Origin of the sequence: Dactylosporangium sp. NBC_01737 (genome assembly GCF_035963215.1) — a bacterium.
In the GTDB taxonomy this organism is placed as follows: domain Bacteria; phylum Actinomycetota; class Actinomycetes; order Mycobacteriales; family Micromonosporaceae; genus Dactylosporangium.
Window position 1 is genome coordinate 5,282,699 of sequence record NZ_CP109153.1, and the last position, 21,516, is coordinate 5,304,214.

The following is a 21,516-nucleotide window of genomic DNA, read 5'->3' on the forward strand; positions in this document are numbered from 1 at the left end:
CCGGTGAACGTCGAACCCCCATCGCCGCTGCACGGCCCGGAGTTCTCCTCCTACGCCGCGGCAGAGGTGAGCTGGCTGCTCACCGACCTCTCCCACGTCGCCCTCGAGGCGCCGGCGGAGCAGCGTGAGGCGATGATGCAGGCCAAGGCGGGCCACTACGCCGAGTCGCTGCCGATCGAGTACCAGCCGACGGGGGAGTACCTCGAGCTGTTCCACGAGGCCCTCGCCGCGTCGGCGGAGCGGGTCGCGCACGCCGTCGGCGTCGTCACCGAACTGGTCCTCGCCGCCCGGGACGGCGCGCCCGTCCTGGTGTCCCTGGCACGCGCCGGCACGCCCGTCGGGATCCTGATGCGCCGGTGGGCACAGTTCGCGCACGGCGTGCAGCCGCCGCACTACGCGGTGTCGATCGTGCGCGGCCGCGGCATCGACGGTGAGGCGATGCGGTACCTCGCCCGCCACCATGACCCGGCCCGGGTCATGTTCGTCGACGGCTGGACCGGCAAGGGCGCGATCTGCCGCGAGCTGACCGAGGCCGTGACGCTCATGGCGCAGGCCGGCGGCCCCGTGTTCGACCCGCAGCTCGCGGTGCTCGCCGACCCCGGCGGCTGCACCGGGGTCTTCGGCACCCGCGACGACTTCCTCATCCCGTCGGCCTGCCTCAACTCGACGGTGTCGGGGCTGGTGTCGCGCACGGTGCTCAACGACCGGTACATCGGCCCCGGCCAGTTCCACGGCGCGAAGTTCTACAAGGACCTCGCACCCGGGGACGTGTCGGAGCTGTTCCTGGACGCCGTCGAGGCCTGCTTCCCGGCGGTCGCCGCGCGGGTCGCCGCCGACTGGCCGGTCCTCGCGGCCACCGACCGCACCCCCGACTGGAGCGGCTGGAACATCGCGGTCCGGCTCGCCGCGCAGTACGGCCTCGACGACGTCAACCTGCTCAAGCCCGGCGTGGGCGAGACCACGCGGGTGCTGCTGCGGCGCAGCCCGTGGCGGGTGCTGATCCGCCCCGACGCCCGGGGCGACCTCGGCCACATCCTGCTGCTGGCGAAGGACACCGGCGTGCCGGTCGACGAGATCGACGACCTGCCCTACGCCTGCGTCGGCCTGATCCGCCCCCGAGGAGGTGCCCAGTGACGACGGTGGTCGCCACGGACCTCGACGGGACCGTGATCTTCTCCGAGAAGGCGATGTCGCACGGGCCCGTCCGGCCGGCCGACGAGGACCTGGTGCCGGTCGACGTCGACGGCGAGCGGATCTACGCGTACATGACGACCAGCGTCGTGCGGCAGTGGACGGGCCTCGCGGACGCGGGTGTCGTCGTGCCCGCCACGACCCGGTCCGTGGAGCAGTACCAGCGGCTGCGGCTGCCCGGGCAGCGCCCGCCGTCCGCGGTGGTCTGCAACGGCGCCCGGCTGCTGGTCGGCGGCGAGTCCGACGCGGGGTGGGAGCGGCACGTCAGGCGGCGCCTCGCCGACAGCGGCGCGTCCTTCGACACCGTGTGGCAGGAGGCGCAGCGCTGGCGGGACCAGCGCGGCTTCGACGCGGTCCGCGCGGTGGAGGACTTCTTCATCTACCTCACGGTCAAGCAGCGCGAGCCGTGGCTGTCGGTGTTCGCCGAGGAGGCCGCCGAGTGGGGCCGGGTCAACGGCTGGCGGGTCTCATTGCAGGGCAGGAAGCTGTATCTTCTGCCCACCGGCCTGGACAAGGCCGCAGCGGTGGCGCACGCCGCCGAGCGGCTGGGCGCGGACCGGGTCGTCGCCGGCGGGGACTCCCTGCTGGACGCCGACATGCTCCGGGCGGCGCACGCGGCGATCCGACCGGCGCACGGGGAGCTGCACCTCACCGGCTTCACCTCGCCGCACTGCCTGACCACGGCCTCCGCAGGAGCGGCGGCCGGCGACGAGATTCTCGACTGGTACGTGGCGCAGACCGGTGACGGTCGGCCTTGACGGACATCTGACAAGAGGAGAACAAAGCATGGCCACCGTGCTGGTGAAGGGCCAGAACACCGCGCTGACCGCCAACGACGTGCGCGTCGTGGTGGAGGTCGGCGTTGCCACCGACCTGTCCGCGCTGCTGGTGACGACGTCCGGCAAGGTGCGCTCCGACGCGGACTTCGTCTTCTACAACCAGCCGTCCGGCCCGGGCGTCTCGGTCAGCGACAGCGGCGGCGGCAAGTGGCAGGCCTCGGTCTCCACCGCCGCGATCCCGGCCGACGTCGACAAGGTCCGCGTCGTGGTCAGCGTCGACGGCACCGGGCAGCGGTTCGGGCAGTTCGCGCCGCCCGTCGCCCGCGTCTTCGACCAGTCCGGCGCCGAGCTGATCCAGTACGTGGTGAGCGGGCTGGACACCGAGAGCATCGTGATCGCGCTGGAGATCTACCGGCGCAACGCCGACTGGAAGGTCCGGGCCGTCGGCCAGGGCTACGCCGGTGGCCTCGCCGACCTGATCCGTGACCACGGCGTGTCCGTCGACGACTCGCCGGCCCCGGCGGCCACTCCCGCCCCGCAGGCCGCGCCGCCGGTCGCTGCGCCGCCGGTCGCCGCGCCACCGGTCGCTGCGCCGCAGCCCGCGCAGCCCACCCCTCCGCCGCCGCCCGCCGCGCCGGTGTACACGATGCCGGCGCAGACCGCGCCCGCACGTCGCGCCCCGCAGGAGACGCCGGCGTACGGGCAGAACGTGCCGCAGCACAACCCGCAGCAGGGCTACCCGCCGCAGACCCCGCCGGCGCCGCCCGGACCGCCGGCCTACGGTCAGCAGCCGCCGGCGCCCGCCTACGGTCAGCAGCCGCCGCCCCCGCCGCCGTACGGGCAGCAGCAGCCGCCGACGCAGCAGATGCCGCCGGTCGCGCCGCCGCAGCCCGCCGCCCCGCCGCAGGACGCGCCGGTGGGCGGCCCGGGCGGGCGCATCAACCTCAGCAAGGGCCAGCGGGTCTCGCTGCGCAAGCAGGACGGCACGTCGCTCAGCCTGGTCCGGATGGGCCTCGGCTGGGACCCGATCAAGAAGCGCGGGCTGTTCGGCAACCGCGAGACCGAGGTCGACCTGGACGCCTCGGCGATCCTGTTCGCCGACCACCAGCCGGTGGACATCGCGTTCTTCAACCAGCTGCGCAGCAAGGACGGCTCCGTCCAGCACGCCGGCGACAACCGTACCGGCGCGGGCGACGGCGACGACGAGTCGATCGTGGTGGACCTCAACCGCGTCCCGGCGCACGTCACCACGATCATCTTCGTGGTCACGTCCTACGAGGGGCACACGTTCGCGCAGATCGAGGCCGCGTTCTGTCGGCTGGTGGACGAGACGACCCGGGCGGAACTCACCCGCTATACGCTCTCCGGCGGCACGCCCAGCACGGGCATGGTCATGGCCAAGCTGCACCGCGACGGTGGCACCTGGAAGATGACGGCGATCGGTGAGCCGCAGAACGCCAAGCAGCCGCTGGAGATGATCCCGCAGCTGGCTCGCTTCCTGTAGGTCCAGCAGTCGATCCGTCGGTATCAGAAGGGGGAACAATGACGCTGGTCTTCGTCAAGGGGCAGAACGCACCCCTGACGGCGCAGCAGCTCAGGATCATGGTCGACGCCGCTGTCGCGGTCGACCTGTCGGCGTTGCTGCTCACCGAGACGGGCCGCGTCCGGTCCGACGGCGACTTCGTCTTCTACAACCAGCCGGCGGCGCCGGGGCTGACGTGGCTGACCGGCGGCGCCGGCGGGGCGCAGCGGGTCGAGATCGACCTGTCCGCGGTCCCCGCCGACGTCGAGCGGGTCATCGCCGTCATCAGCCCCGACGACCGCACGACGAAGTTCGGGTCCGGTCCGGCACCGGTCGCCCGGCTCGTCGAGGCCAACGGCGCGGAGCTGGGCACGTTCACCATGGACGGGCTCAGCGAGGAGCGTGCCGTCATCGCCTGGGAGTTGTACCGCCGCGCCGGCGCCTGGAAGGTCCGCGCCATCGGCCAGGGCTACTCGGGTGGCCTCGCGCAGCTGATCGCGGCCCACGGCGTCGACGTGGAGCAGGAGGAGCCGGCGCCCGCGCCGGTCACCTCGTCGCCGCACTTCCCCGGCACGTCGTCGCCGCACTTCCCCGGCACCGGCTCGTCGCAGGCGCCCGCCGCGTCCCAGCAGCCGCAGCCGGCCCAGGAGATCGGCGGCCCCCCGGAGGAACGCCTCTACCAGCAGGTGTGGTCGATCTTCCAGGACGCGGCACGGTCCACGTCCGCGCTGCGCTCCGCCGTGGGCTACGCCGAACAGCGGCGCGACAACGAGGTCGGCGAGCTGCTCAACGACCCGCGGCTGCGCAACTCGCCGCAGACCTCCGCGGCCCGCGCCGAGGCCGACCGGCGCCACGACGACCTCGTGCGCCGCGCCGAGGCGGACCGCCGCCGCGACGTCGACCAGCTCGTCGCCGAGCTCAACGGCCTCGCCACGACGCTGCCGGCGCCCATGGCCGCCTGGGACAGCCCGCGATGGCGGGACTGGCGCCTGCCGGAGACCACGACCGTCGGCATCCGCGTCGGTGACGTCCACGTGCCGGAGTCGCCGGAGCTGCGCATCCCGCTGCTGTTCCGGCTGCCGCTGATGCGGGCGCTGTGGATCGACTCGACCGGCGCCGACCGCACCGCCGCCGTGGCGATGGCCCGCTCCGTGGTGGTCCGGCTCCTCGCCGCGCACCCGCCGGGCCAGCTCAGCATCTCCGTCGCGGACCTCGCCGGCGGCGGCGCCGCGGCCCGCGCGCTCGACCTGGGCGGCAAGTTCGGCGGCGGGGCGTCGACCCCGGTCGCGGCGACCCCGCAGGGGCTCAGCGAGATGCTCGAACACCTCGTCGAGCGGGTCGACCTCGTGCAGATGGCGATGCGCGCCGGCGCCATGCCCACCTCGTATGACGGCTCGCACGAGATCGACGGCGGCCGGCGGCTGCTGGTCCTGCACGACTTCCCGTACGGCTTCGACGAGCGCTCCGTCGCGCACCTGCACTACCTGCTCAACGAGGGCCCCGAGGCGGGCGTGCATGTGCTGATGGTCGCCGACCCGGCCGACTCCTCCACGCTCGGGCCCCTCGTCGGTGCGGTGTGGCGGTCGATGGCGCGCCTGCCGGTCCTGTCCGGCGACCACATGGGCGACCCGTGGGTGGGCCTGACCTGGACGTTCACCCCTGACGTGACCACGGGAAGCACCGCCGTCGACGAGATCCTGGCCCGCCTCGCCCGTCAGGCGGACGGGCAATGATCCATCACTGTCGTACCCCACTTGTACGGTGTCGCTATAAGTTGATCGCAGACGCGCTGTCGTTGTAGCCGAGGAGAACACGTGTCTCAGACATTCACTCGGGGGCAGAAGAGCCCGATTTCGTCCTTCACCACGGGAGATGATCTGTATGTAGGCATCCAGTTGAACGCTCCCGGGATCACGTGGGACATCTCGTGCTTCGGGCTGGACGCCGACGACAAGCTTGCCGATGACAACTTCTTCATCTTCTTCAACCAACCGAAGTCGCCCGAAGGCTCGATCCAGAAGCTCGGCCCGCAGTCCGGTGACACGGACTCGTTCCGCGCGACGCTCAACGCCGTGCCGGAGAAGATCGCGAAGCTGTCGTTCTGCGCCGCGATCGAGACGTCGGGCACCGCCAGCCAGCTGCAGTCCGGCTACCTGCGCATCGTCGCGGGCGGCCAGGAGGTCATGCGCTACAGCTTCACCGGCGCCGACTTCGGCACCGAGCGGGCGATCATCATCGGCGACCTGTACCGCAAGGGCGTCTGGCGCTTCGGCGCGGTCGGCCAGGGCTTCGCCGGTGGTCTGGCGGACCTGATCCGTTCCTACGGCGGCAACGTCGACGACGAGCCCGCCCCGGCGCCCGCGGGTCCCGCGCCCGGGTTCGCGCCGCCGCCCGGCGGCCCGCCGCCCGGCGGCCCGCCGCCGCAGCAGGGCTTCGCGCCGCCCCCGCCGCCGCCCACACAGCAGTTCGCGCCGCCGCCGCCCACCCAGCAGTTCCCGCCGCAGCAGCAGCCCGCGTTCGCGCCGCAGGGTCAGCCGGGGTATCCGCCGCAGCAGCAGCCGGGTTATCCGCCGCAGCAGCCCGGGTATCCGCCGCAGGGCCAGCCCGGCTACCCGCCGCAGCAGCCCGGGTATCCGCCCCAGGGTCAGCCCGGCTACCCGCCGCAGGGCCAGCCGGGGTATCCGCCGCAGGGTCAACCCGGCTACCCGCCGCAGCAGGGCGACCTGCTGCCGTCGCAGGCGCAGCCGACCCCGCCGGGTGTGATGACGAGCCTCCAGAAGTACAAGGAGACGCCGACCACCGGCCGCTGGACGAAGCAGAACGGCAAGCTCGTCAAGGTGACCCTCGGCCCGGACGCGCACGCGCGGCGCGGCTCGATGGTCGCCTACCAGGGCAACGTCGACTTCGAATACAAGGGCTCCGGCGGCCTGAAGGCGATGTTCGAGGGCGCCATGACCGGGCAGGGCCTCAAGCTGATGACCATCAAGGGTCAGGGCGAGGTGTTCCTGGCCGAGAACGCGGCGGACCTGCACATCGTGGAGTTGCAGGGCCAGGCGCTGTGCATCAACGCCAACAACGTGCTCGCCTTCGACGCGAGCCTGCAGACCGAGGTCAAGCGGATCGAGAGCCCCGGCATCCCCGGCGGCGGCATGTTCCACCTGGAGGTCCGCGGTCAGGGCACCGTCGTCGTCATGACGAAGGGCACCCCGGTGACGCTGATGTGCCAGGGCCCGACCTTCGGCGACATGAACGCCGTGGTCGCCTGGACCGCCGGCATGCGGGTCGCGGTGTCCACGCAGGTCCGGGTGTCCCGGCAGATCTATGCCGGCGCCAGCGGCGAGTCCGTCGCGCTCCAGTTCATGGGAATGCAGGGCCACTTCGTCGTGGTCCAGCCCTACGAGGTCTGAAAGGGGACGCTGTGCAGAGTCCGCTGCTCCAACACTATGGCCAGACGCAGGTCCGGGACCGGATGAGCCTCCACGGCAGCAAGATCGCCAAGGTCATCATGGGGCCGGGTCAGGACGTGCTCGCCCGCACCGGGTCGATGATCGCCTACGAGGGCCTGATCGACTTCAACCCCAACCCGCCGCAGCTCGGTCAGATGGCCCGCTCGTGGGCCACCGGCGAGGGCGTGCCGCTGATGACCGCCACCGGCCAGGGCGAGCTCTACCTCGCCGACTACGGCAAGGAGGTCGTCGTGGTGCAGCTCGCCGGCGAGGGCCTCAGCGTCAACGGCAAGAACATCCTCGCCTTCGACTCCACCCTGTCGTGGAACATCGAGCGGGTCAAAGGCGTCAGCATGCTGTCGGGCATGGGCATGTTCAACGTCGTCATCCGCGGCAACGGCTGGGTCGCCCTGACCAGCAAGGGCACGCCCGCCGTGCTCGACACCCGCGAGGCACCCACCTATGTGGACACCGACGCGCTGGTCGCCTTCACCGACGGCCTGCAGATCAACCCCAAGCGCACCGCCCGCTTCGGCAGCCTCATCGGCCGCGGCTCCGGCGAGTCGTTCCAGCTCGGCTTCTCCGGGCAGGGTTTCGTGATGGTCCAGCCGAGCGAGGACGCGCGCCCCGCTTTCTCGGCACGGGGTTGAGGAGACCGACATGTACCAGAGCTCACTGCTGGCAAACCAGGAAGTTCAGAGCACCGAGCGATTCGTGCTGCAGAACGGCAAGATGCTGAAGGCCACCCTCGGCCAGGCCTCCGGCATGAACGAGTTCTACGCCCGCAAGGGCGCCATGGTCGCCTACCAGGGCGGCGTGAACTTCGACGCGCAATACCAGGGCTGGGGCTCCCACATCGCCCGGCACTTCACCGGTGAAGGCCTCAACCTCATGAAGGTCAGCGGCAGCGGCACCGTGTTCCTCGCCAACCAGGCCCAGGACGTCCACGTCCTGGACCTCACCGGCGACGCCCTGACCGTCGACGGCAACAACGTCCTGGCCTTCGAGACCGCGCTGCGGTGGGACATCGTCCGCATCGACTCGCAGGTCCAGATCGCCGGCGCCGGCGGCTACAACATCGAGCTCAACGGCCGCGGCAAGGTCGCCGTCACCACCACCGGCGCCCCCCTGGTCATGAAGGTCACGCCGAGCAACTACTACTTCGCCGACGCCGACGCCGTCATCGCCTGGACCTCCAACCTCCAGGTCAGCATGCAGGCGGCGGTCACCTCCTCCTCGGTGTGGCGCCCCCGCGGCAACACCGGCGAGAGCTGGCAGATGCAGTTCACCGGCGAGGGCCTGGTCGTCGTCCAGCCGGCCGAGCTCGTCCCGCCGTATGACGCCCTCGCGGGCACCAGCATGGCGGGCCGCTTCGGGCTCGGCCAGGGCGGCATGGCGGGCAACAACCCCTTCGGCGGCATGGGCCGCTGAGCGCACGTTCCTTCACCGGGGTCCCGGGCGGCATCACTTTTGCTGCCCGGGCCTCTTTTTGTGCGGGTCCTGCGTTTCGCCGATGCGCTTCTTACCTTCCGTCGCTGTTCGCGTGCGTGTTCGTCATCCCCGTAATAGAAAATCCATCACGGCTGCGGCCGTTTGTGGTTCCGCGCAGCCTGCGGCGGCGCGACGGGTAGCGCGGTCACCGTCCGTGCCGTCGTTGCGGTGATCCCAAGCCAGGTCCGCGCTCACATGATCCAGCGCCGTCGAGCGCATCATTCGGTGCTACAACACCGCCGTTGGTCAAAAAACGAAAACCATCGATCACTAGACCGGGTGGTGCCGGCGCTCGGACGGCGATCTTCCGCTCCGGCCCGTGATCGAAGGACGGCGGTGGTCGTCCGGACGGCCAGTCCGGTCCTTCGATCATGAGCGGGGCAGGCGCGGATCAACGCGGATCGGCGCCGTACGGCGGTTTGGGGGATTTGCGACGATTGGAGCTGCCGACAAGCTTGAGTTATGAACTTCGATCGCTAGACCGGGTGGTACCGGCGCTCGGACGGCGATCTTCCGCTCCGGCCCGTGATCGAAGGACGGCGGTGGTCGTCCGGACGACCACCGGGATCCTTCGATCAAGACGGGGGCCGGGCTGGATCTTGGTGCGCGCCTTGGGCGCGCTGTGATATGGGTGATTTGTTCGTGTTTTGAACCCAGTGACGGTGTGGCACCACCGAATGATGACCTCGACGGCGCTGGATCATGTGAGTGCGGACCTGGCTTGGCATCACCGTAAGACGGCACGGACGGTGACCGCGCTACCCGTCGCGCCGCCGGAGGCTGCGCGGAACCACAAGCGGCCGCAGCCGTGATGGATTTTCTATTACGGGGATGACGATCATGCACGCGAACAGCGACACAAGGAAGCCAGCGCATCAGGGCGGCGGCAGTTCGCCCGACCCCCGGACGATCAGGCGGGTCTCCACGAGATGCGTAGTGGGCTCCCAATCCTCACCGTCGAGGCGCCGGAACAGGATGTCCGCCGCGACCCGCCCCATCCGGTACGGGTCCTGCGAAACCACGGTCACCGCCGGCTCCAGCAGATCCGCCAACGGGAAGTCGTCGAAGCCGACGATCGCGACCCGGTGCTGCAGCCCCCGGGAGCGCAGCGCCCGGATCGCGCCGATGGTGATGAGGTTCTGCGCGCTGAAGCATGCCGTCGGCGGCGAGGCGGCGTCCAGCAGCCGGCCGAACGCGGTCGCGGCCGCCTCCGTGGTGTGCAGGTCGTGCACGATGTGTGACGGGTCCGGGCGGATGCCGTGGTCGCTGAGGGCCTCCTTGTACCCCTGGAAGCGGCGCTGCGCGGTCGCGATGGTGCGCAGGTCGCCAAGGTAGGCGATGTCGCGGTGGCCGTGGGCGAGCAGGTGGCGCACGGCGTCGGCGGCGCCGGACTCGTTGTCGACCAGGACGGCGTCGGTGTGCAGGCCGACGGGTGGGCGGTCGACGAAGACGAGCGGGGTGCCGCCGACGACCTCGCGCGTCAGGTACGCCTGGTTGTCGCTGGCCGGCACGATCAGCATCGCGTCGGCCTGGCGCATCGCGAAGGCGCGGACGAGGGCGCGCTCCCGGGCCGGGTCCTCCTCGACGCTGCCGGCGAAGACCATCACGTCACGGGCGTGGGCGACGTCCTCGAGGGCGCGGTACAGGGCCGAGGAGAACGGGTTGGAGACGTCCTCGAGCACGGCGGCGACGGCGGCGGTGCGGCCGCCCGCGCGGCGCAGGCTGCTGGCGGTGATGTTGGGCCGGTACTCCAGCTGCCGGATCGCCCGTTCGACGGCGCCGGCCTTCGACGGGCTGACGCCGGCCTCGCCGTTGACGACGCGCGAGACGGTCTTCGGGCTGACCCCCGCGAGCTGCGCCACGTCGCGCAGGGTCGGGCGGGCACGGGCGACGTGGTCCACGGCACTCCCTCGCGAAGATCGGCTCTCCATTATCGCCAGCGCCGCCAAGCTCGGAGCGCGCGGCTGACTTGACAACGATGTCAAGATTCTGGCGGTCCGGCAAGCCTCCGGGTCAAGAGCATCTTGTAGGGATTATTGACAATCATGATGAGGCTGGCTGACACTCCTTGACATCGTTGTCAAACGAAACCCTAGGAGCTGACATGTTCGAACGCAACCGGCTGCGGGCCGCAGGGTTGCTCGCCGTCGCGGTGGTCGCCGGCGGGCTCACCGCCGCGTGCGGCGATGACGCCGGCAGCGACCAGGTGTCGGTCTCGCTGATCACGAAGAACTCGACCAACCCGTTCTTCGTCACCATGCAGGACGGCGCCAAGCAGACCGCCGCGGCCGAGGGCGTCAAGCTGACGCTCGCCGCGGGCAAGGCCGACGGTGACGAGGCGGGTCAGGTGCAGGCGATCGAGGACGCCATCGCCCGCGGCGACAAGGGCATCCTCATCACGCCCAACGGGCCGGGCGTCAACCCGGCGATCAAGAAGGCCCGCGACGCGGGGCTGTACGTGATCGCGCTGGACACCCCGCCGGACCCGGCCAACACCGTCGACATCACGTTCGCGACCGACAACTTCAAGGCCGGTGAGCTGATCGGCAAGTGGACCGCGGCGACCCTCGCGGGCAAGCCCGCCACCATCGCCATGCTCGACCTGTTCAACGACAAGATCGTGTCGGTGGACTACAACCGGGACCAGGGCTTCCTGACCGGGATGGGGATCGACGCGAAGGACAAGAAGCGCAACGGCGACGAGGCCAAGACCGGCAGCTACTCCGGTGGCACGTACAGCATCGTGTGCAACGAGCCGACCAACGGCGCCGAGGACGGCGGGCGCACCGCGATGGAGCGGTGCCTGACGAAGAACCCGTCGGTCAACGTCGTCTACACGATCAACGAACCGGCCGCGGTCGGCGCGCAGAAGGCGCTCAAGGCCGCCGGTACCAAGGACGTCCTCGTCGTGTCCATCGACGGCGGCTGCGACGGTGTCAAGCAGGTCAAGGACGGGCTCATCAACGCGACGTCGCAGCAGTACCCGACGAAGATGGCCGAGCTCGGCATCAAGGCGATCAAGCAGATCGCGACCGGCGGCGCGAAGCCGACCGTCACCAGCGGCCTGGACTTCTTCGACACCGGCGTGACCCTGGTGACCGACAAGCCGGCCGCGGGCGCCGAGAGCATCGACAGCACCGAGGCCGCCAACCGCTGCTGGGGCAAGTCATGACGGCCGCGACGGCGCCGGCGAACACGGCCGCCGAGCAGTTCGCGCTGCGCCGCCGCTCACCGGTGCAGCGGGTCCAGCACGTGCTGCACTCGTACCCGGCGATCAGCCCGTTCCTGGTGCTCGTCGTGTCCTTCGCGGTCTTCTCGCTCATCAACCCCCGCTTCGCCCAGCCGAACTCGCTGTCGCTGGTGCTGCAGCAGGTCGCCGTCATCGGGGCCCTCGCCGTCGGGCAGACCCTGATCATCCTCACCGCCGGCATCGACCTGTCCGTCGGCGCGGTCACGATCCTGGCGATGATGCTGTCCGCGAAGCTCGCCGAGGGCCAGGGCATCCCCGGGATCCTCGCGGTGGCTGTCGGCATCGCCGTCGGTGTCGCCGCCGGCACGCTCAACGGCACGCTCGTCACCCGCATCGGGCTGCCGCCGTTCATCGTCACCCTCGGCACGCTCAGCGTCTTCACCGCCGTCGGGCTGCTGTACTCCCGGGGCCAGAGCGTGCAGTCCGTCGACCTGCCGGCGCTGCTGAACTGGACGGGGGAGACGTTCGCGATCGGCCGGTTCCGCATCACCGCCGGCGTGGTCCTCGTCGCCGTGCTGTACGTGGTCGTCGGCTTCGCCCTGGCCAACACCGCCTGGGGCCGGCACGTCTACGCCGTCGGCGACGACAAGGAGGCTGCCCGCCTCGCCGGCATCCGCGTCGACCGGGTCCTGCTCAGCGTGTACGTCATCGCCGGCGCGATCTACGGCCTCACCGCCTGGATCCTCATCGGCCGGGCCGGGGCCGCCAGCCCCAACGCGATCACCGACGCCAACCTGGAGAGCATCACCGCCGTCGTCATCGGCGGCACCAGCCTCTTCGGCGGCCGGGGCGCCGTGCTCGGCACGCTGCTCGGCGCGCTCATCGTCGGCTTCTTCCGCAGCGGCCTGTCCCTCGCCGGCGTCGACGACCAGTACCGCGTCCTCGCCGTCGGCATGCTCGTGCTCCTCGCGGTCGCCGTCGACCAGTGGATCAGGAGGGTCAGGGCATGACTCCCATCCTCTCCGCGCGGGGACTGGTCAAGACGTTCGGGCGGGTCGTCGGGCTCGACGGCGTCGACATCGACCTGTACCCCGGCGAGGTCCTCGCCGTCATCGGCGACAACGGCGCCGGCAAGTCGACGCTCATCAAGTGCCTCACCGGCGCGCTCGTCCCCGACGCCGGCGAGCTGCTCCTGGACGGGCAGCCGGTGCACTTCAAACGGCCGCAGGACGCCCGCGAGGCCGGCATCGAAACCGTGTACCAGACCCTGGCGGTCGCGCCCGCGCTCGACATCGCCAGCAACCTGTACCTCGGCCGGGAGCGCCTGCGGCCCGGCCCGCTCGGCTCGGTCCTGCGGATGCTGGACAAGAAGGGCATGCGCCGCGACGCCGGGCAGGCCCTCGCCGACCTCGGCATCGGCACCCTGCAGAACATGGCCCAGCCGGTGGAGACGCTGTCCGGCGGCCAGCGCCAGGCGGTCGCCGTGGCCCGCGCCGCCGCGTTCGGCAGCAAGGTGATCGTCCTGGACGAACCGACCGCCGCCCTCGGCGTCCGCGAGTCCAACCAGGTGCTCAAGATGATCAGCGAGGTCCGCTCCCGGGGCCTGCCGGTCATCCTGATCAGCCACAACATGCCGCACGTGTTCGAGGTCGCCGACCGCATCCACATCCAGCGACTCGGCCGCTGCGGCGGGCTCATCACCCCGCGCTCGCACACGATGTCGGAGGCGGTCGCCATCATGACCGGCGCCACCACCCTGGAGGAGACGCCCGGCAGGTCGGACAGCAGGCCGGAGGTCAAGGCGGACGGGGGTGGTGTGTGATCACCGTGGTCGGTGAGGCCCTGGTGGACCTGATCGAGGGTCCACCGGGCGGGCCCGTGGCGCACCCGGGCGGCAGCCCCGCCAACGTCGCCGTCGCCCTCGCCCGGCTCGGTGAGGACGCCGGCCTGCTGACCCAGGTCGGCGACGACCCGCACGGCCGCCTGATCCTGCGGTTCCTTCGCGCCAATGGGGTACGACTGGCGCCCGGCACCCTGCTGGACGCAACACCGACGAGTGCCGCGCACACGACGCTGCGCCCCGACGGCCAGGCCGACTACACGTTCGACATCGCCTGGCGGGCCTTCGAACCCACCGTATCCACCGTGTCCACCGGGCCCGCCGTGTCCACTGTGGACGGCGGGGTCGACTGCGTGCACACGGGTTCGATCGCGACGTTCCTCGAACCGGGCGCGGCGCACGTCGCGGCCCTGCTGCGCGCCGCCGCCGCGACCGCGACCGTCAGCTACGACCCCAACTGCCGCCCGTCATTGATGGGCGACCCGGAGACCGCCGTGCGGCGGGTCGAGGACCTCGTCGCCATGAGCGACGTGGTCAAGGTCAGCCAGGAGGACCTCGCCTGGCTGTACCCGGGCCGCCGGCACGACGAGATCGGCCGGGCCTGGCTCGCGCTCGGCGCCCGGCTCGTCGTGGTCACCCTCGGCGCGGACGGCGCGTGGGGCAGCACGGCCCGGGTCGCGGTGACGGTGTCACCGGTCCCGGTCCGCGTCGTGGACACCGTCGGCGCCGGCGACGCGTTCACGGCGGGGCTGCTGCACGCCTGCCGGACCGCCGGCCTGCTCGGCGCCGCCAACCGCGACCGCCTGGCCGGGGTCGACGTCCCGGCGCTCACCGGCATGCTCGCCTTCGCGTCCCAGGTCGCCGGCATCACCTGCGCCCGCCGCGGCGCCGACCCACCGACCCTCGCCGACCTGCCCTGATTCGTCCGCTGCGGCTGTTTCTTCCGCGGCGGCCGCCCCCGGGCCATGATCGCCGGACGGGCTGCTCCCGGTCGGCCCGGGGCGGCGCGCGGCAGAGCAACACGCACGCCGCCCACGACACCGCCGCGCCGCCGCTGCCCGGCCCGGCGGGAGGACGGGCCTGCCTTCGCGTCTCGCGCGAATGGCAGGCGAATGGGACGAAAGACCTGAGTGCCCCGAAACCTCGACCCCCGGTCTTTCAAATGCAACGCGCATGCGTGTGAGTCGGCCGCGCGAAGCGCAGGGCGTGCGAGCGAAGCGAGCATTGGGGGTGTGGGGTGAGAATCGCCCACTGCTCTTCCGGCCGAAGGCCGCCGCGGAAGAAACAGCCGTGCATCTTTCACTGCCGGCATCGCGGTGACCTGCGCCCGGGGCATCGGCGGGTTGTCCCGGGACATCGGGGCGTGCTGTCGTGGGCGCCGCCGCATCGACGGACCCTGGGAGCGACCAGCATGAACGACCCACACCGGCGCAACCGCGCCCGCCGTACCCGCATCGCCGGCATCGTCGCCGCCACGGTGACGCTGGTCGCGGCCGGCGCGACCGTGCTGCCCGCGCTCGCCGCGTCGGCGGGGCAGACCCTGGCGCAGGTCGCCACGGCCCGCGGATTCCACATCGGCACCGCCGCCGAGGTCAACAGCCTCGCCTCCAGCCAGTGGCGGTACGTGGCCGACACCCAGTTCAACTCGGTGACGATGGGCAACGAGGGCAAGTGGGACGCCACCGAACCCACGCAGGGGCAGTTCGACTTCGCCGCCGCCGACGCCATCGCCGACTACGCCGCCGCGACCGGCAAGCGGCTGCGCGGGCACACCCTCGTGTGGCACAACCAGCTGCCGTCGTGGGTGAGCACGGATCGCACCGCCGCCGCGCAACGGCAGGTCCTGGTCGACCACGTCACCGCGGAGGCCGGGCACTTCGCCGGTCGCGCCGCGCAGTGGGACGTCGTGAACGAGCCCTTCAACGAGGACGGCACGCTGCGCTCGTCCGTGTGGTACCAGCGGCTCGGCGAGTCCTACATCGCCGACGCGCTCACCGCCGCCCGCGCCGCCGACCCCGCCGCGAAACTGTTCATCAACGACTACAACGTCGAGGGCGTCAACGCGAAGAGCACCGGGCTGTACAACCTCGTGCAGCGCCTCCAGGCCGCCGGCGTCCCGATCGACGGCGTCGGGCTGCAGGCCCACCTGATCGTCGGGCAGGTCCCGTCGACGCTGCGGCAGAACATCGAGCGGTTCACCGCGCTCGGGCTGCAGGTGGAGATCACCGAGCTGGACGTGCGGATCCCGCTGCCCGCCGACACCGCCGAGCTCACCCAGCAGGCCGCGGACCACCGGGCGGTCGTGGGTGCGTGCGCCGCCGTCGCCGGCTGCACCGGGGTGACCACGTGGGGCGTCGGCGAGGTCGACTCATGGATCCCCGCGTTCTTCCCCGGGTACGGCGCGGCCCTGCTGTTCGACGAGCAGTGGCGGGCCAGGCCCGCGTACTCGGCGGTGGTCGAGGCGCTCGGCGGCACCGCGACCGTCCCGGACCCGCCGGCGGTGCCGAGCCTGGTGACGGTGGCGTCGTACCCGTTCGAGAGCGGCCTGACCGGCTGGGGTTCCCGCGGCGGCGAGACCACCACGCACGTCACGACGGCCGCGCACGGCGGCACCGGCAGCGTGCTGTCCTCCGGGCGGACCGCGACCTGGCAGGGCCCGACCCACCCGGTCCTGGACCTGCTCACCGCCGGGAAGCTGTACACGGTCACCGCCTGGGCGCGCACGGCGTCCGGCACGGGCACCGCACGGCTGAGCATGCAGCGGCAGAACGGCACCACCACCCGCTACGAGAACGTCAGCGCCAACACCGCGATCAGCACCACGTGGACGCGGCTCACCGGCGACTACCTGTTCCTGCCCGGAGTGACGGCGCTGTCGCTGTACCTGGAGACCACGGACACGACCGGCGACCTGTACCTGGACGACGTCACGATCGAAACGGAAGGGCTGCCGACGTCCGCGTCCCCGTCGGCATCGCGTTCCCCGTCCGCGTCGGTCTCGCCGTCCAGGTCGGCGTCCGCGTCGGCGTCGGTCTCGCCGTCCAGGTCGGTGTCGGTGTCGGTCTCGCCGTCGAGGTGGGCGTCCGCGTCAGCCAGTGGCGCGACGGCGTGCGCGGTGCAGTACACCACGAACGACTGGGGCGGCGGGTTCGTCGGCGACATCACGGTCACCAACACCGGCGCCACCGCCGTGAACGGGTGGACGCTGCGCTGGGCCTTCGCCGGTGACCAGCGGGTCAACCAGGCGTGGGGTTCGACGGTCACGCAGACCGGCACGGCGGTCGCCGCCGCCAACGCCGCCTGGAACGGCACCGTCGCGGCGGGCGCCTCGGTGAACTTCGGCTTCCTCGCCGGCTACACCGGCGCCAACGCCCGCCCGGCCGCCTTCACCCTCAACGGCACGGCCTGCACGCTCAGCTGAGATGCGCGACGTAGACGGTGTTCGCCGACTGCCGGCGCTGCAACGGGTTGTCGAACGTGACGACCTCGGCGCGGGCGCCGGCGAACACCTCGGCCAGGGTGGCGGTGAACGCGTCGTCCGGCGGGTCGTTGGACCACAGGCCGAACACGCCACCCGGGCGCAGGTGCCGGGCGAGGCGGCGCAGCCCGGCGGCGGTGTAGAGGCCGCCGTTGCCGGGGTGCAGCAGGTGCCGCGGCGAGTGGTCGATGTCGAGCAGGACCGCGTCGAAGCGGCGGCCCGGCTCGGCGGGGTCGTAGCCGTCGTCGCCGGCGGTGAGGGCGAAGAAGTCGCCGTGCACGAGCCGGCACCGAGGGTCACCGGTCAGCGCGGCGGACAGCGGCAGCAGGTCCTTGCGGTGCCAGCCGATGACGGCGTCCAGGTAGTCCACGACCACCAGCGAGCCGACCCGCGGGTCCTGGAGGGCGGCGTGGGCGGTGTACCCCAGGCCGAGCCCGCCGACCACGACGTGGAGGGGACCCGCACCCAGGCCGGCCAGCCCGAGCCGCGCGAGCTCGATCTCCGCGACGGTGAACAGGCTCGACATGAGGTATTCGTCGCCGAGCTTCACCTCGTACACCTCGACACCGAGGGACGGCTCACGCCGGCGGCGGAGACTGACCTCGCCGATCGGGGTCTGCTGCCAGTCGAGCTCTTCGATCCGCCGGGTCATCGGGGAACCGTATCGTGGCGCGGACCCCCCGGGTGGAGGAGACTGGGAACATGAGTGAATTTCCGGTCAAGTTCGGCGGGTACGACCGGGCGCCGGTCGACGCCTTCGTCACGAAGACCACGGCCGCGTTGGAGTCCGGCGACCCCGCCAAGCGCGCGGAGGCCCTTGCCGCCGCCAACGCCGTCAGCTTCCCGACCGCCGCATGGCGCGGCTACGACAAGGCGGCCGTCGACCACTACCTGCGCCGGGTGGCCAAGGGCCGCCCGGACGACAGGAGCTGAGGCCGCCCCGTGCTCATCCGACGCCGACCGGCTCCCGCTCGGGGGCCGGCAACGGCGTCCCGGGCGCGGTCCGGCGGTTGGGCAGCGCGAGGCGGAAGACCTTGGCCCACGCCGAGCCGACCTGCTTGGGCAGCGGGCCGCTGGTGTAGGTCAGCCCGTAGCGCTGGAACAGGTCCTGGATCCTCGGCGCGATCTCCTGGTACCGGTTGCTGGGCAGGTCCGGGAACAGGTGATGCTCGATCTGGAACGACAGGTTGCCGGTCATGAGGTGCATGAGCCGGCCGCCGGAGATGTTGGCTGAGCCGAGCATCTGCCGCAGGTACCACTCGCCGCGGGTCTCACCCTCGATCGAGGACTTCTCGAAGGTCTCCACCCCCTTCGGGAAGTGCCCGCACATGATGACGGAATGGGTCCACAGGTTGCGGACCAGGTTCGCGGTCGCGTTGGCCGCGATGGTGTGCAGGAACGACGGGCCCGACAGCAGCGGGTGCAGCACGTAGTCCTTCGCCACCTGGCGGCCGATCTTGCGCAGGACCGCCTTGGCCCGGGCCTTGAACTGCGGGCTGCTGCGGCGCTTCCTGGTCGCGAGGTTCTTGCCGAGCTCCAGGTCGTAGGCGGCGATGCCGTATTCGAAGAAGCATGCGTTGACGAAGTTCCACACCGGCTGGCCCAGGTGGATCGGGTGCCACCGCTGGTCCTCGTCGACCCGCATGATGCCGTAGCCGAGGTCGTTGTCGCGGCCGATGACGTTGGTGTACGTGTGGTGCAGCTCGTTGTGCGAGTGCTTCCACTGCTCCGACGGCGACGCGTTGTCCCATTCCCACGTCGTGGAGTGGATCTTCGGGTCGCGCATCCAGTCCCACTGGCCGTGCATGACGTTGTGGCCGATCTCCATGTTCTCGAGGATCTTCGCCACCGACAGGCCCGCGGTCCCGACCAGCCACGCCGGCGGCAGGATCGAGAACAGCAGCACGCCCCGGCTGCCGAGCTCCAGCCAGCGCTGCACCTTGATGACCCGCCGGATGTAGGCCGCGTCGCGCTCACCGCGGCCGGTGATGACCTCGTCGCGGATGGCGTCGAGCTCGCGGCCGATCGCCTCGATGTCCCCGGCGGTGAGGTGGCCGACCGGGTTGACGGGCTTGCGTTGCAGCGTGGTCACGTGGGTCCTTTCGGTGGCGTTCAGACGTCGAGCCGGCAGTCGCCGGCGGCGGCGGAGACACACGTCTGGACCAGCACGTTGTCGCCTTCGGTGGCCGTGGTGAGGCGCCCGTCGCGCAGGTCGCGCACGGCGCCCTCGCGCAGGGGGAGCACGCAGCTGAAGCAGATGCCCATGCGGCAGCCCGACGGCATGAGGACCCCGGCGGCCTCGCCGGCCTCCAGCAGCGGGGTACCACCGCCGGCCTGTGCCGTTCTGCCGGAGCGCAGGAACGTCAGGGTGCCGCCGTCGCCGGTGTCTCCCGTGATGGTCGCGGGGCGGAACCGTTCGACGTGCAGCCGGTCGGTGTGGCCGGCGTCGCTCCAGTACGCGGTGAGCTCGTCGAGCATGGCATTGGGGCCGCAGGCCCAGGTGTGCCGCTCCGCCAGGTCCGGCACCGCCTCGTGGAGGTCGGCGGGGGACAGCCGGCCGCCGGTGCGGGTGTGCCGCTCGACCAGCCGGATCTTCCGGTCGCGGGCGAGGGCGCGCAGCTCGCCGCCGAAGAGCACGTCCCGCGCCGTGGGCGCGGAGTGCACCACCACGACGTCGCTCAGGCTCGCCGAGCGCAGGATGCCCATCACGGGGGTGATGCCGCTGCCGGCGGTCACGAAAAGGATCTTCTCCGGCGCCTGCCCCGGCACGACGAAGTCGCCGGCGGGACGCTCGAGGCCGAGGAGCATGCCGGGCCGGGCCTTGCCGATGAGGTGCCGGCTGACGGCACCGTCGTCGACCGCGGTGACCGTGACCGTCAGCAGCCCGTCGGGCCGGTGGGGCGCGCTGGTCAGCGAGTACGCCCGCCACAGCCGGACCCCGTCGACGTCGACGCCGAGCCGCAGGTACTGCCCGGGCTCGTGCCGCCGCCAGCCGCGCCCCGGGCGCAGCGTGAGGGTGACCGCCCGGTCCGTCTCCGGGTGGACCGCCACGACCTTGGCCCGCAGCACCTCGCGGTTGCGCAGCGGCGCGACCACGTCGAGGTAGTCGGCCGGCACCAGCGGCGTCGTCAGGAGCTCGACGACCCGCCAGGCGCCGGCGCGGAGGGCTTGGGTAGCGGCCATACATCCAGCATGATGGAGGCTGGAGCACAAAATCATGACCGTTCCGCGTGAATCGAGGCGCGATTCTTGTTCGCTGAGGACAAAGCAAGCGCACTGGGCGCCTTCCGGCTCTCCACCGGCGCTGCCGAGTCGCTGCGCCACGCCCTGCCGGACGTCGCCGGCCACGCGGTCGCCGCGATCGTCGCGGAGGTGCCCGCCTACGCCGGCGCCCTCACCGGCGAGATGGGCACCAAGATCGAGATGGCCGTCCGGGCCGCGCTCGGCGGGTTCCTCAACCTTGCCTCACGCAAGGCGGGCCCCTCGCCCCTGGCGTCGTCGCTGGAGGGTGCGTACGCCCTCGGCCGTGGCGAGGCACGCTCCGGCCGCAGCCTCGACGCCCTGCTCGCCGCCTACCGGGTCGGCGCCCGCGTCGCCTGGCGCGAGCTGGCCGCGGTCACCGTCGCCGCCGGGATGGCCGCGCCGGTCGTCGCCCGATTCGCCGAGCTGACCTTCGCGTACATCGACGAGCTGTCCGCGGCGAGCGTCACCGGCCATGCCGATGAGCTCGCGACCTCCGGCCGGGCCCGCCGCCGCGCCCTGGACCGGCTCGCCCAGAGCCTCCTGGCGGGCGAGCCGGCGCAGGCCGTCGCCGCGGCCGCGGTGGCCGCCGAGGCCGCCGACTGGGCCGCGCCGCAGACGTTCACCGCGGTCCTGCTGCCCGACCGGGCCGCCCGGCCGGTCCTCGACCTGCTCGACCCGCGGACCCTGCAGACCACCGTCGAGCACCTGCGCGACACGTCGGTGCTGCTCGTGCCCGACGCGCACGGCACCGCCCGCGGTCATCTCCTGCGGGTGGTCGCCGGCCACGGCGCGGTCACCGGCCCGCCGGTGGCGTGGTCCCTGGCCCGGCACTCCTTCGACCGGGCCGTGCGCGTGTCCCGGCTGTTCCCCGTCGGCGCGTCGGTGGACACCGAGGAGCACCTGGTCGAGCTGGTCGTCACCGCCGACGCCCGCGCCCTGGCCGACCTGCGGGCGCAGGCCCTGGCACCGCTGGCCGGCGAGCGGGCCTCCACCGTCGCGAAACTGGTGGAGACCCTGCGCAGCTGGCTGCTGCACCAGGGCCGCCGCGACGAGGTGGCCGCCGAGCTCTTCGTCCACCCGCAGACCGTCCGCTACCGCGTGGCGAAGCTGCGCGACCTGTACGGCGACCGCCTCCGCGACCCGGAGTGGCTCCTGCTGCTGACCGTCGCGCTCAGCGTTGCCCCCGTCACCGAGTGAGATGACTGCGAGTCGCCGTGACGGTGGGGTATTACAGTGGGTGTCGGGACGGTATGGCGATTAGGAACGATGCGCTACGGTCGTGATGCAGCCGAACGCCGGGACCGGAACCGTTCCGTGGTGCCGTTTCCGCCTCAAC

General features: G+C 71.8%; 18 protein-coding genes. 14 read left to right on the plus strand and 4 right to left on the minus strand.

Features of this window, described 5'->3' with window-relative positions; all coding sequences use genetic code 11:
* Positions 1 to 3 precede the first annotated feature (3 nt).
* From OHA72_RS23830 to OHA72_RS23860, 7 genes are all read left to right on the plus strand, one after another.
* Entirely contained in the window at positions 4 to 1,134 is a 1,131-nt protein-coding gene (locus OHA72_RS23830; protein WP_327009995.1) for a cysteine protease StiP family protein, read from the plus strand.
* Entirely contained in the window at positions 1,131 to 1,949 is an 819-nt protein-coding gene (locus tag OHA72_RS23835) for a Cof-type HAD-IIB family hydrolase (protein WP_327009996.1), read from the plus strand. The genes OHA72_RS23830 and OHA72_RS23835 overlap by 4 nt, the downstream gene beginning before the upstream one ends.
* A gap of 28 nt (positions 1,950 to 1,977) precedes the next feature.
* Positions 1,978 to 3,474: a TerD family protein gene (locus tag OHA72_RS23840; protein WP_327009997.1), complete on the plus strand. Its 1,497-nt coding sequence runs from the start codon at positions 1,978 to 1,980 to the stop codon at positions 3,472 to 3,474.
* A gap of 38 nt (positions 3,475 to 3,512) precedes the next feature.
* Positions 3,513 to 5,225: a TerD family protein gene (locus tag OHA72_RS23845; protein WP_327009998.1), complete on the plus strand. Its 1,713-nt coding sequence runs from the start codon at positions 3,513 to 3,515 to the stop codon at positions 5,223 to 5,225.
* Positions 5,226 to 5,306: 81 nt separating this feature from the next.
* A complete protein-coding gene (locus OHA72_RS23850; protein WP_327009999.1) occupies positions 5,307 to 6,899 on the plus strand; it encodes a TerD family protein in 1,593 nt (530 codons plus the stop codon).
* Between the two features lie 11 nt (positions 6,900 to 6,910).
* Positions 6,911 to 7,588, plus strand: coding sequence for an AIM24 family protein (locus OHA72_RS23855; protein ID WP_327010000.1), 678 nt, complete (start codon positions 6,911 to 6,913; stop codon positions 7,586 to 7,588).
* A 10-nt stretch (positions 7,589 to 7,598) separates the two neighbouring features.
* A complete protein-coding gene (locus tag OHA72_RS23860) occupies positions 7,599 to 8,369 on the plus strand; it encodes an AIM24 family protein (RefSeq protein ID WP_327010001.1) in 771 nt (256 codons plus the stop codon).
* 935 nt (positions 8,370 to 9,304) lie between these two features.
* On the opposite strand, the gene OHA72_RS23865 is transcribed toward OHA72_RS23860, so the two are convergent.
* Complete coding sequence (locus OHA72_RS23865) at positions 9,305 to 10,330, minus strand: LacI family DNA-binding transcriptional regulator (RefSeq protein ID WP_327010002.1); 1,026 nt, start codon at positions 10,328 to 10,330, stop codon at positions 9,305 to 9,307.
* A gap of 203 nt (positions 10,331 to 10,533) precedes the next feature.
* Between OHA72_RS23865 and OHA72_RS23870 the strand changes: the two genes are divergently transcribed.
* The 5 genes from OHA72_RS23870 to OHA72_RS23890 all read left to right on the plus strand — a co-directional run bounded on the left by OHA72_RS23870 (position 10,534) and on the right by OHA72_RS23890 (position 16,880).
* Positions 10,534 to 11,601, plus strand: a complete 1,068-nt coding sequence (locus tag OHA72_RS23870) for a substrate-binding domain-containing protein (protein ID WP_327010003.1) — start codon at positions 10,534 to 10,536, stop codon at positions 11,599 to 11,601.
* Complete coding sequence (locus OHA72_RS23875) at positions 11,598 to 12,629, plus strand: ABC transporter permease (protein ID WP_327010004.1); 1,032 nt, start codon at positions 11,598 to 11,600, stop codon at positions 12,627 to 12,629. Before OHA72_RS23870 ends, OHA72_RS23875 begins: the two co-directional genes overlap by 4 nt.
* Complete coding sequence (locus OHA72_RS23880) at positions 12,626 to 13,441, plus strand: ATP-binding cassette domain-containing protein (protein ID WP_327010005.1); 816 nt, start codon at positions 12,626 to 12,628, stop codon at positions 13,439 to 13,441. The genes OHA72_RS23875 and OHA72_RS23880 overlap by 4 nt, the downstream gene beginning before the upstream one ends.
* Positions 13,438 to 14,379 carry a carbohydrate kinase family protein gene (locus OHA72_RS23885; protein WP_327010006.1) on the plus strand — a complete coding sequence of 314 codons (942 nt, stop codon included), beginning with the start codon at positions 13,438 to 13,440 and terminating at the stop codon, positions 14,377 to 14,379. Before OHA72_RS23880 ends, OHA72_RS23885 begins: the two co-directional genes overlap by 4 nt.
* Before the next feature lie 491 nt (positions 14,380 to 14,870).
* Positions 14,871 to 16,880 (plus strand): endo-1,4-beta-xylanase, encoded by a 2,010-nt coding sequence (locus OHA72_RS23890; protein ID WP_327010007.1) that lies wholly within the window; start codon positions 14,871 to 14,873, stop codon positions 16,878 to 16,880.
* On the opposite strand, the gene OHA72_RS23895 is transcribed toward OHA72_RS23890, so the two are convergent.
* A complete protein-coding gene (locus tag OHA72_RS23895; RefSeq protein ID WP_327010008.1) occupies positions 16,873 to 17,589 on the minus strand; it encodes a polyamine aminopropyltransferase in 717 nt (238 codons plus the stop codon). The two genes, OHA72_RS23890 and OHA72_RS23895, sit on opposite strands and share 8 nt — an antisense overlap.
* Positions 17,590 to 17,639: 50 nt before the next feature.
* On the opposite strand from OHA72_RS23895, the gene OHA72_RS23900 reads away from it, so the two are divergent.
* Positions 17,640 to 17,870 carry a DivIVA domain-containing protein gene (locus OHA72_RS23900; protein ID WP_327010009.1) on the plus strand — a complete coding sequence of 77 codons (231 nt, stop codon included), beginning with the start codon at positions 17,640 to 17,642 and terminating at the stop codon, positions 17,868 to 17,870.
* A gap of 13 nt (positions 17,871 to 17,883) precedes the next feature.
* Here OHA72_RS23900 and OHA72_RS23905 read toward each other — a convergent pair whose 3' ends face one another.
* Together OHA72_RS23905 and OHA72_RS23910 are read right to left on the minus strand one after the other, a co-directional pair.
* Positions 17,884 to 19,029 (minus strand): fatty acid desaturase family protein, encoded by a 1,146-nt coding sequence (locus OHA72_RS23905; protein ID WP_327010010.1) that lies wholly within the window; start codon positions 19,027 to 19,029, stop codon positions 17,884 to 17,886.
* 20 nt (positions 19,030 to 19,049) lie between these two features.
* Complete coding sequence (locus OHA72_RS23910) at positions 19,050 to 20,120, minus strand: ferredoxin reductase (RefSeq protein WP_327010011.1); 1,071 nt, start codon at positions 20,118 to 20,120, stop codon at positions 19,050 to 19,052.
* A gap of 66 nt (positions 20,121 to 20,186) precedes the next feature.
* Between OHA72_RS23910 and OHA72_RS23915 the strand changes: the two genes are divergently transcribed.
* Entirely contained in the window at positions 20,187 to 21,377 is a 1,191-nt protein-coding gene (locus OHA72_RS23915) for a PucR-like N-terminal domain-containing protein (protein WP_327010012.1), read from the plus strand.
* Positions 21,378 to 21,516 lie beyond the last annotated feature (139 nt).

What these genes read in the sequence shown, in the direction of transcription:
- OHA72_RS23890 (WP_327010007.1), top strand. Translation starts at nt 14,871, where the DNA reads ATGAACGACCCACACCGGCGCAACCGCGCCCGCCGTACCCGCATCGCC.
- OHA72_RS23870 (WP_327010003.1), top strand. Translation starts at nt 10,534, where the DNA reads ATGTTCGAACGCAACCGGCTGCGGGCCGCAGGGTTGCTCGCCGTCGCG.
- OHA72_RS23910 (WP_327010011.1), bottom strand. Translation starts at nt 20,120, where the DNA reads ATGGCCGCTACCCAAGCCCTCCGCGCCGGCGCCTGGCGGGTCGTCGAG.
- OHA72_RS23840 (WP_327009997.1), top strand. Translation starts at nt 1,978, where the DNA reads ATGGCCACCGTGCTGGTGAAGGGCCAGAACACCGCGCTGACCGCCAAC.
- OHA72_RS23895 (WP_327010008.1), bottom strand. Translation starts at nt 17,589, where the DNA reads ATGACCCGGCGGATCGAAGAGCTCGACTGGCAGCAGACCCCGATCGGC.
- OHA72_RS23875 (WP_327010004.1), top strand. Translation starts at nt 11,598, where the DNA reads ATGACGGCCGCGACGGCGCCGGCGAACACGGCCGCCGAGCAGTTCGCG.
- OHA72_RS23900 (WP_327010009.1), top strand. Translation starts at nt 17,640, where the DNA reads ATGAGTGAATTTCCGGTCAAGTTCGGCGGGTACGACCGGGCGCCGGTC.
- OHA72_RS23880 (WP_327010005.1), top strand. Translation starts at nt 12,626, where the DNA reads ATGACTCCCATCCTCTCCGCGCGGGGACTGGTCAAGACGTTCGGGCGG.
- OHA72_RS23860 (WP_327010001.1), top strand. Translation starts at nt 7,599, where the DNA reads ATGTACCAGAGCTCACTGCTGGCAAACCAGGAAGTTCAGAGCACCGAG.
- OHA72_RS23845 (WP_327009998.1), top strand. Translation starts at nt 3,513, where the DNA reads ATGACGCTGGTCTTCGTCAAGGGGCAGAACGCACCCCTGACGGCGCAG.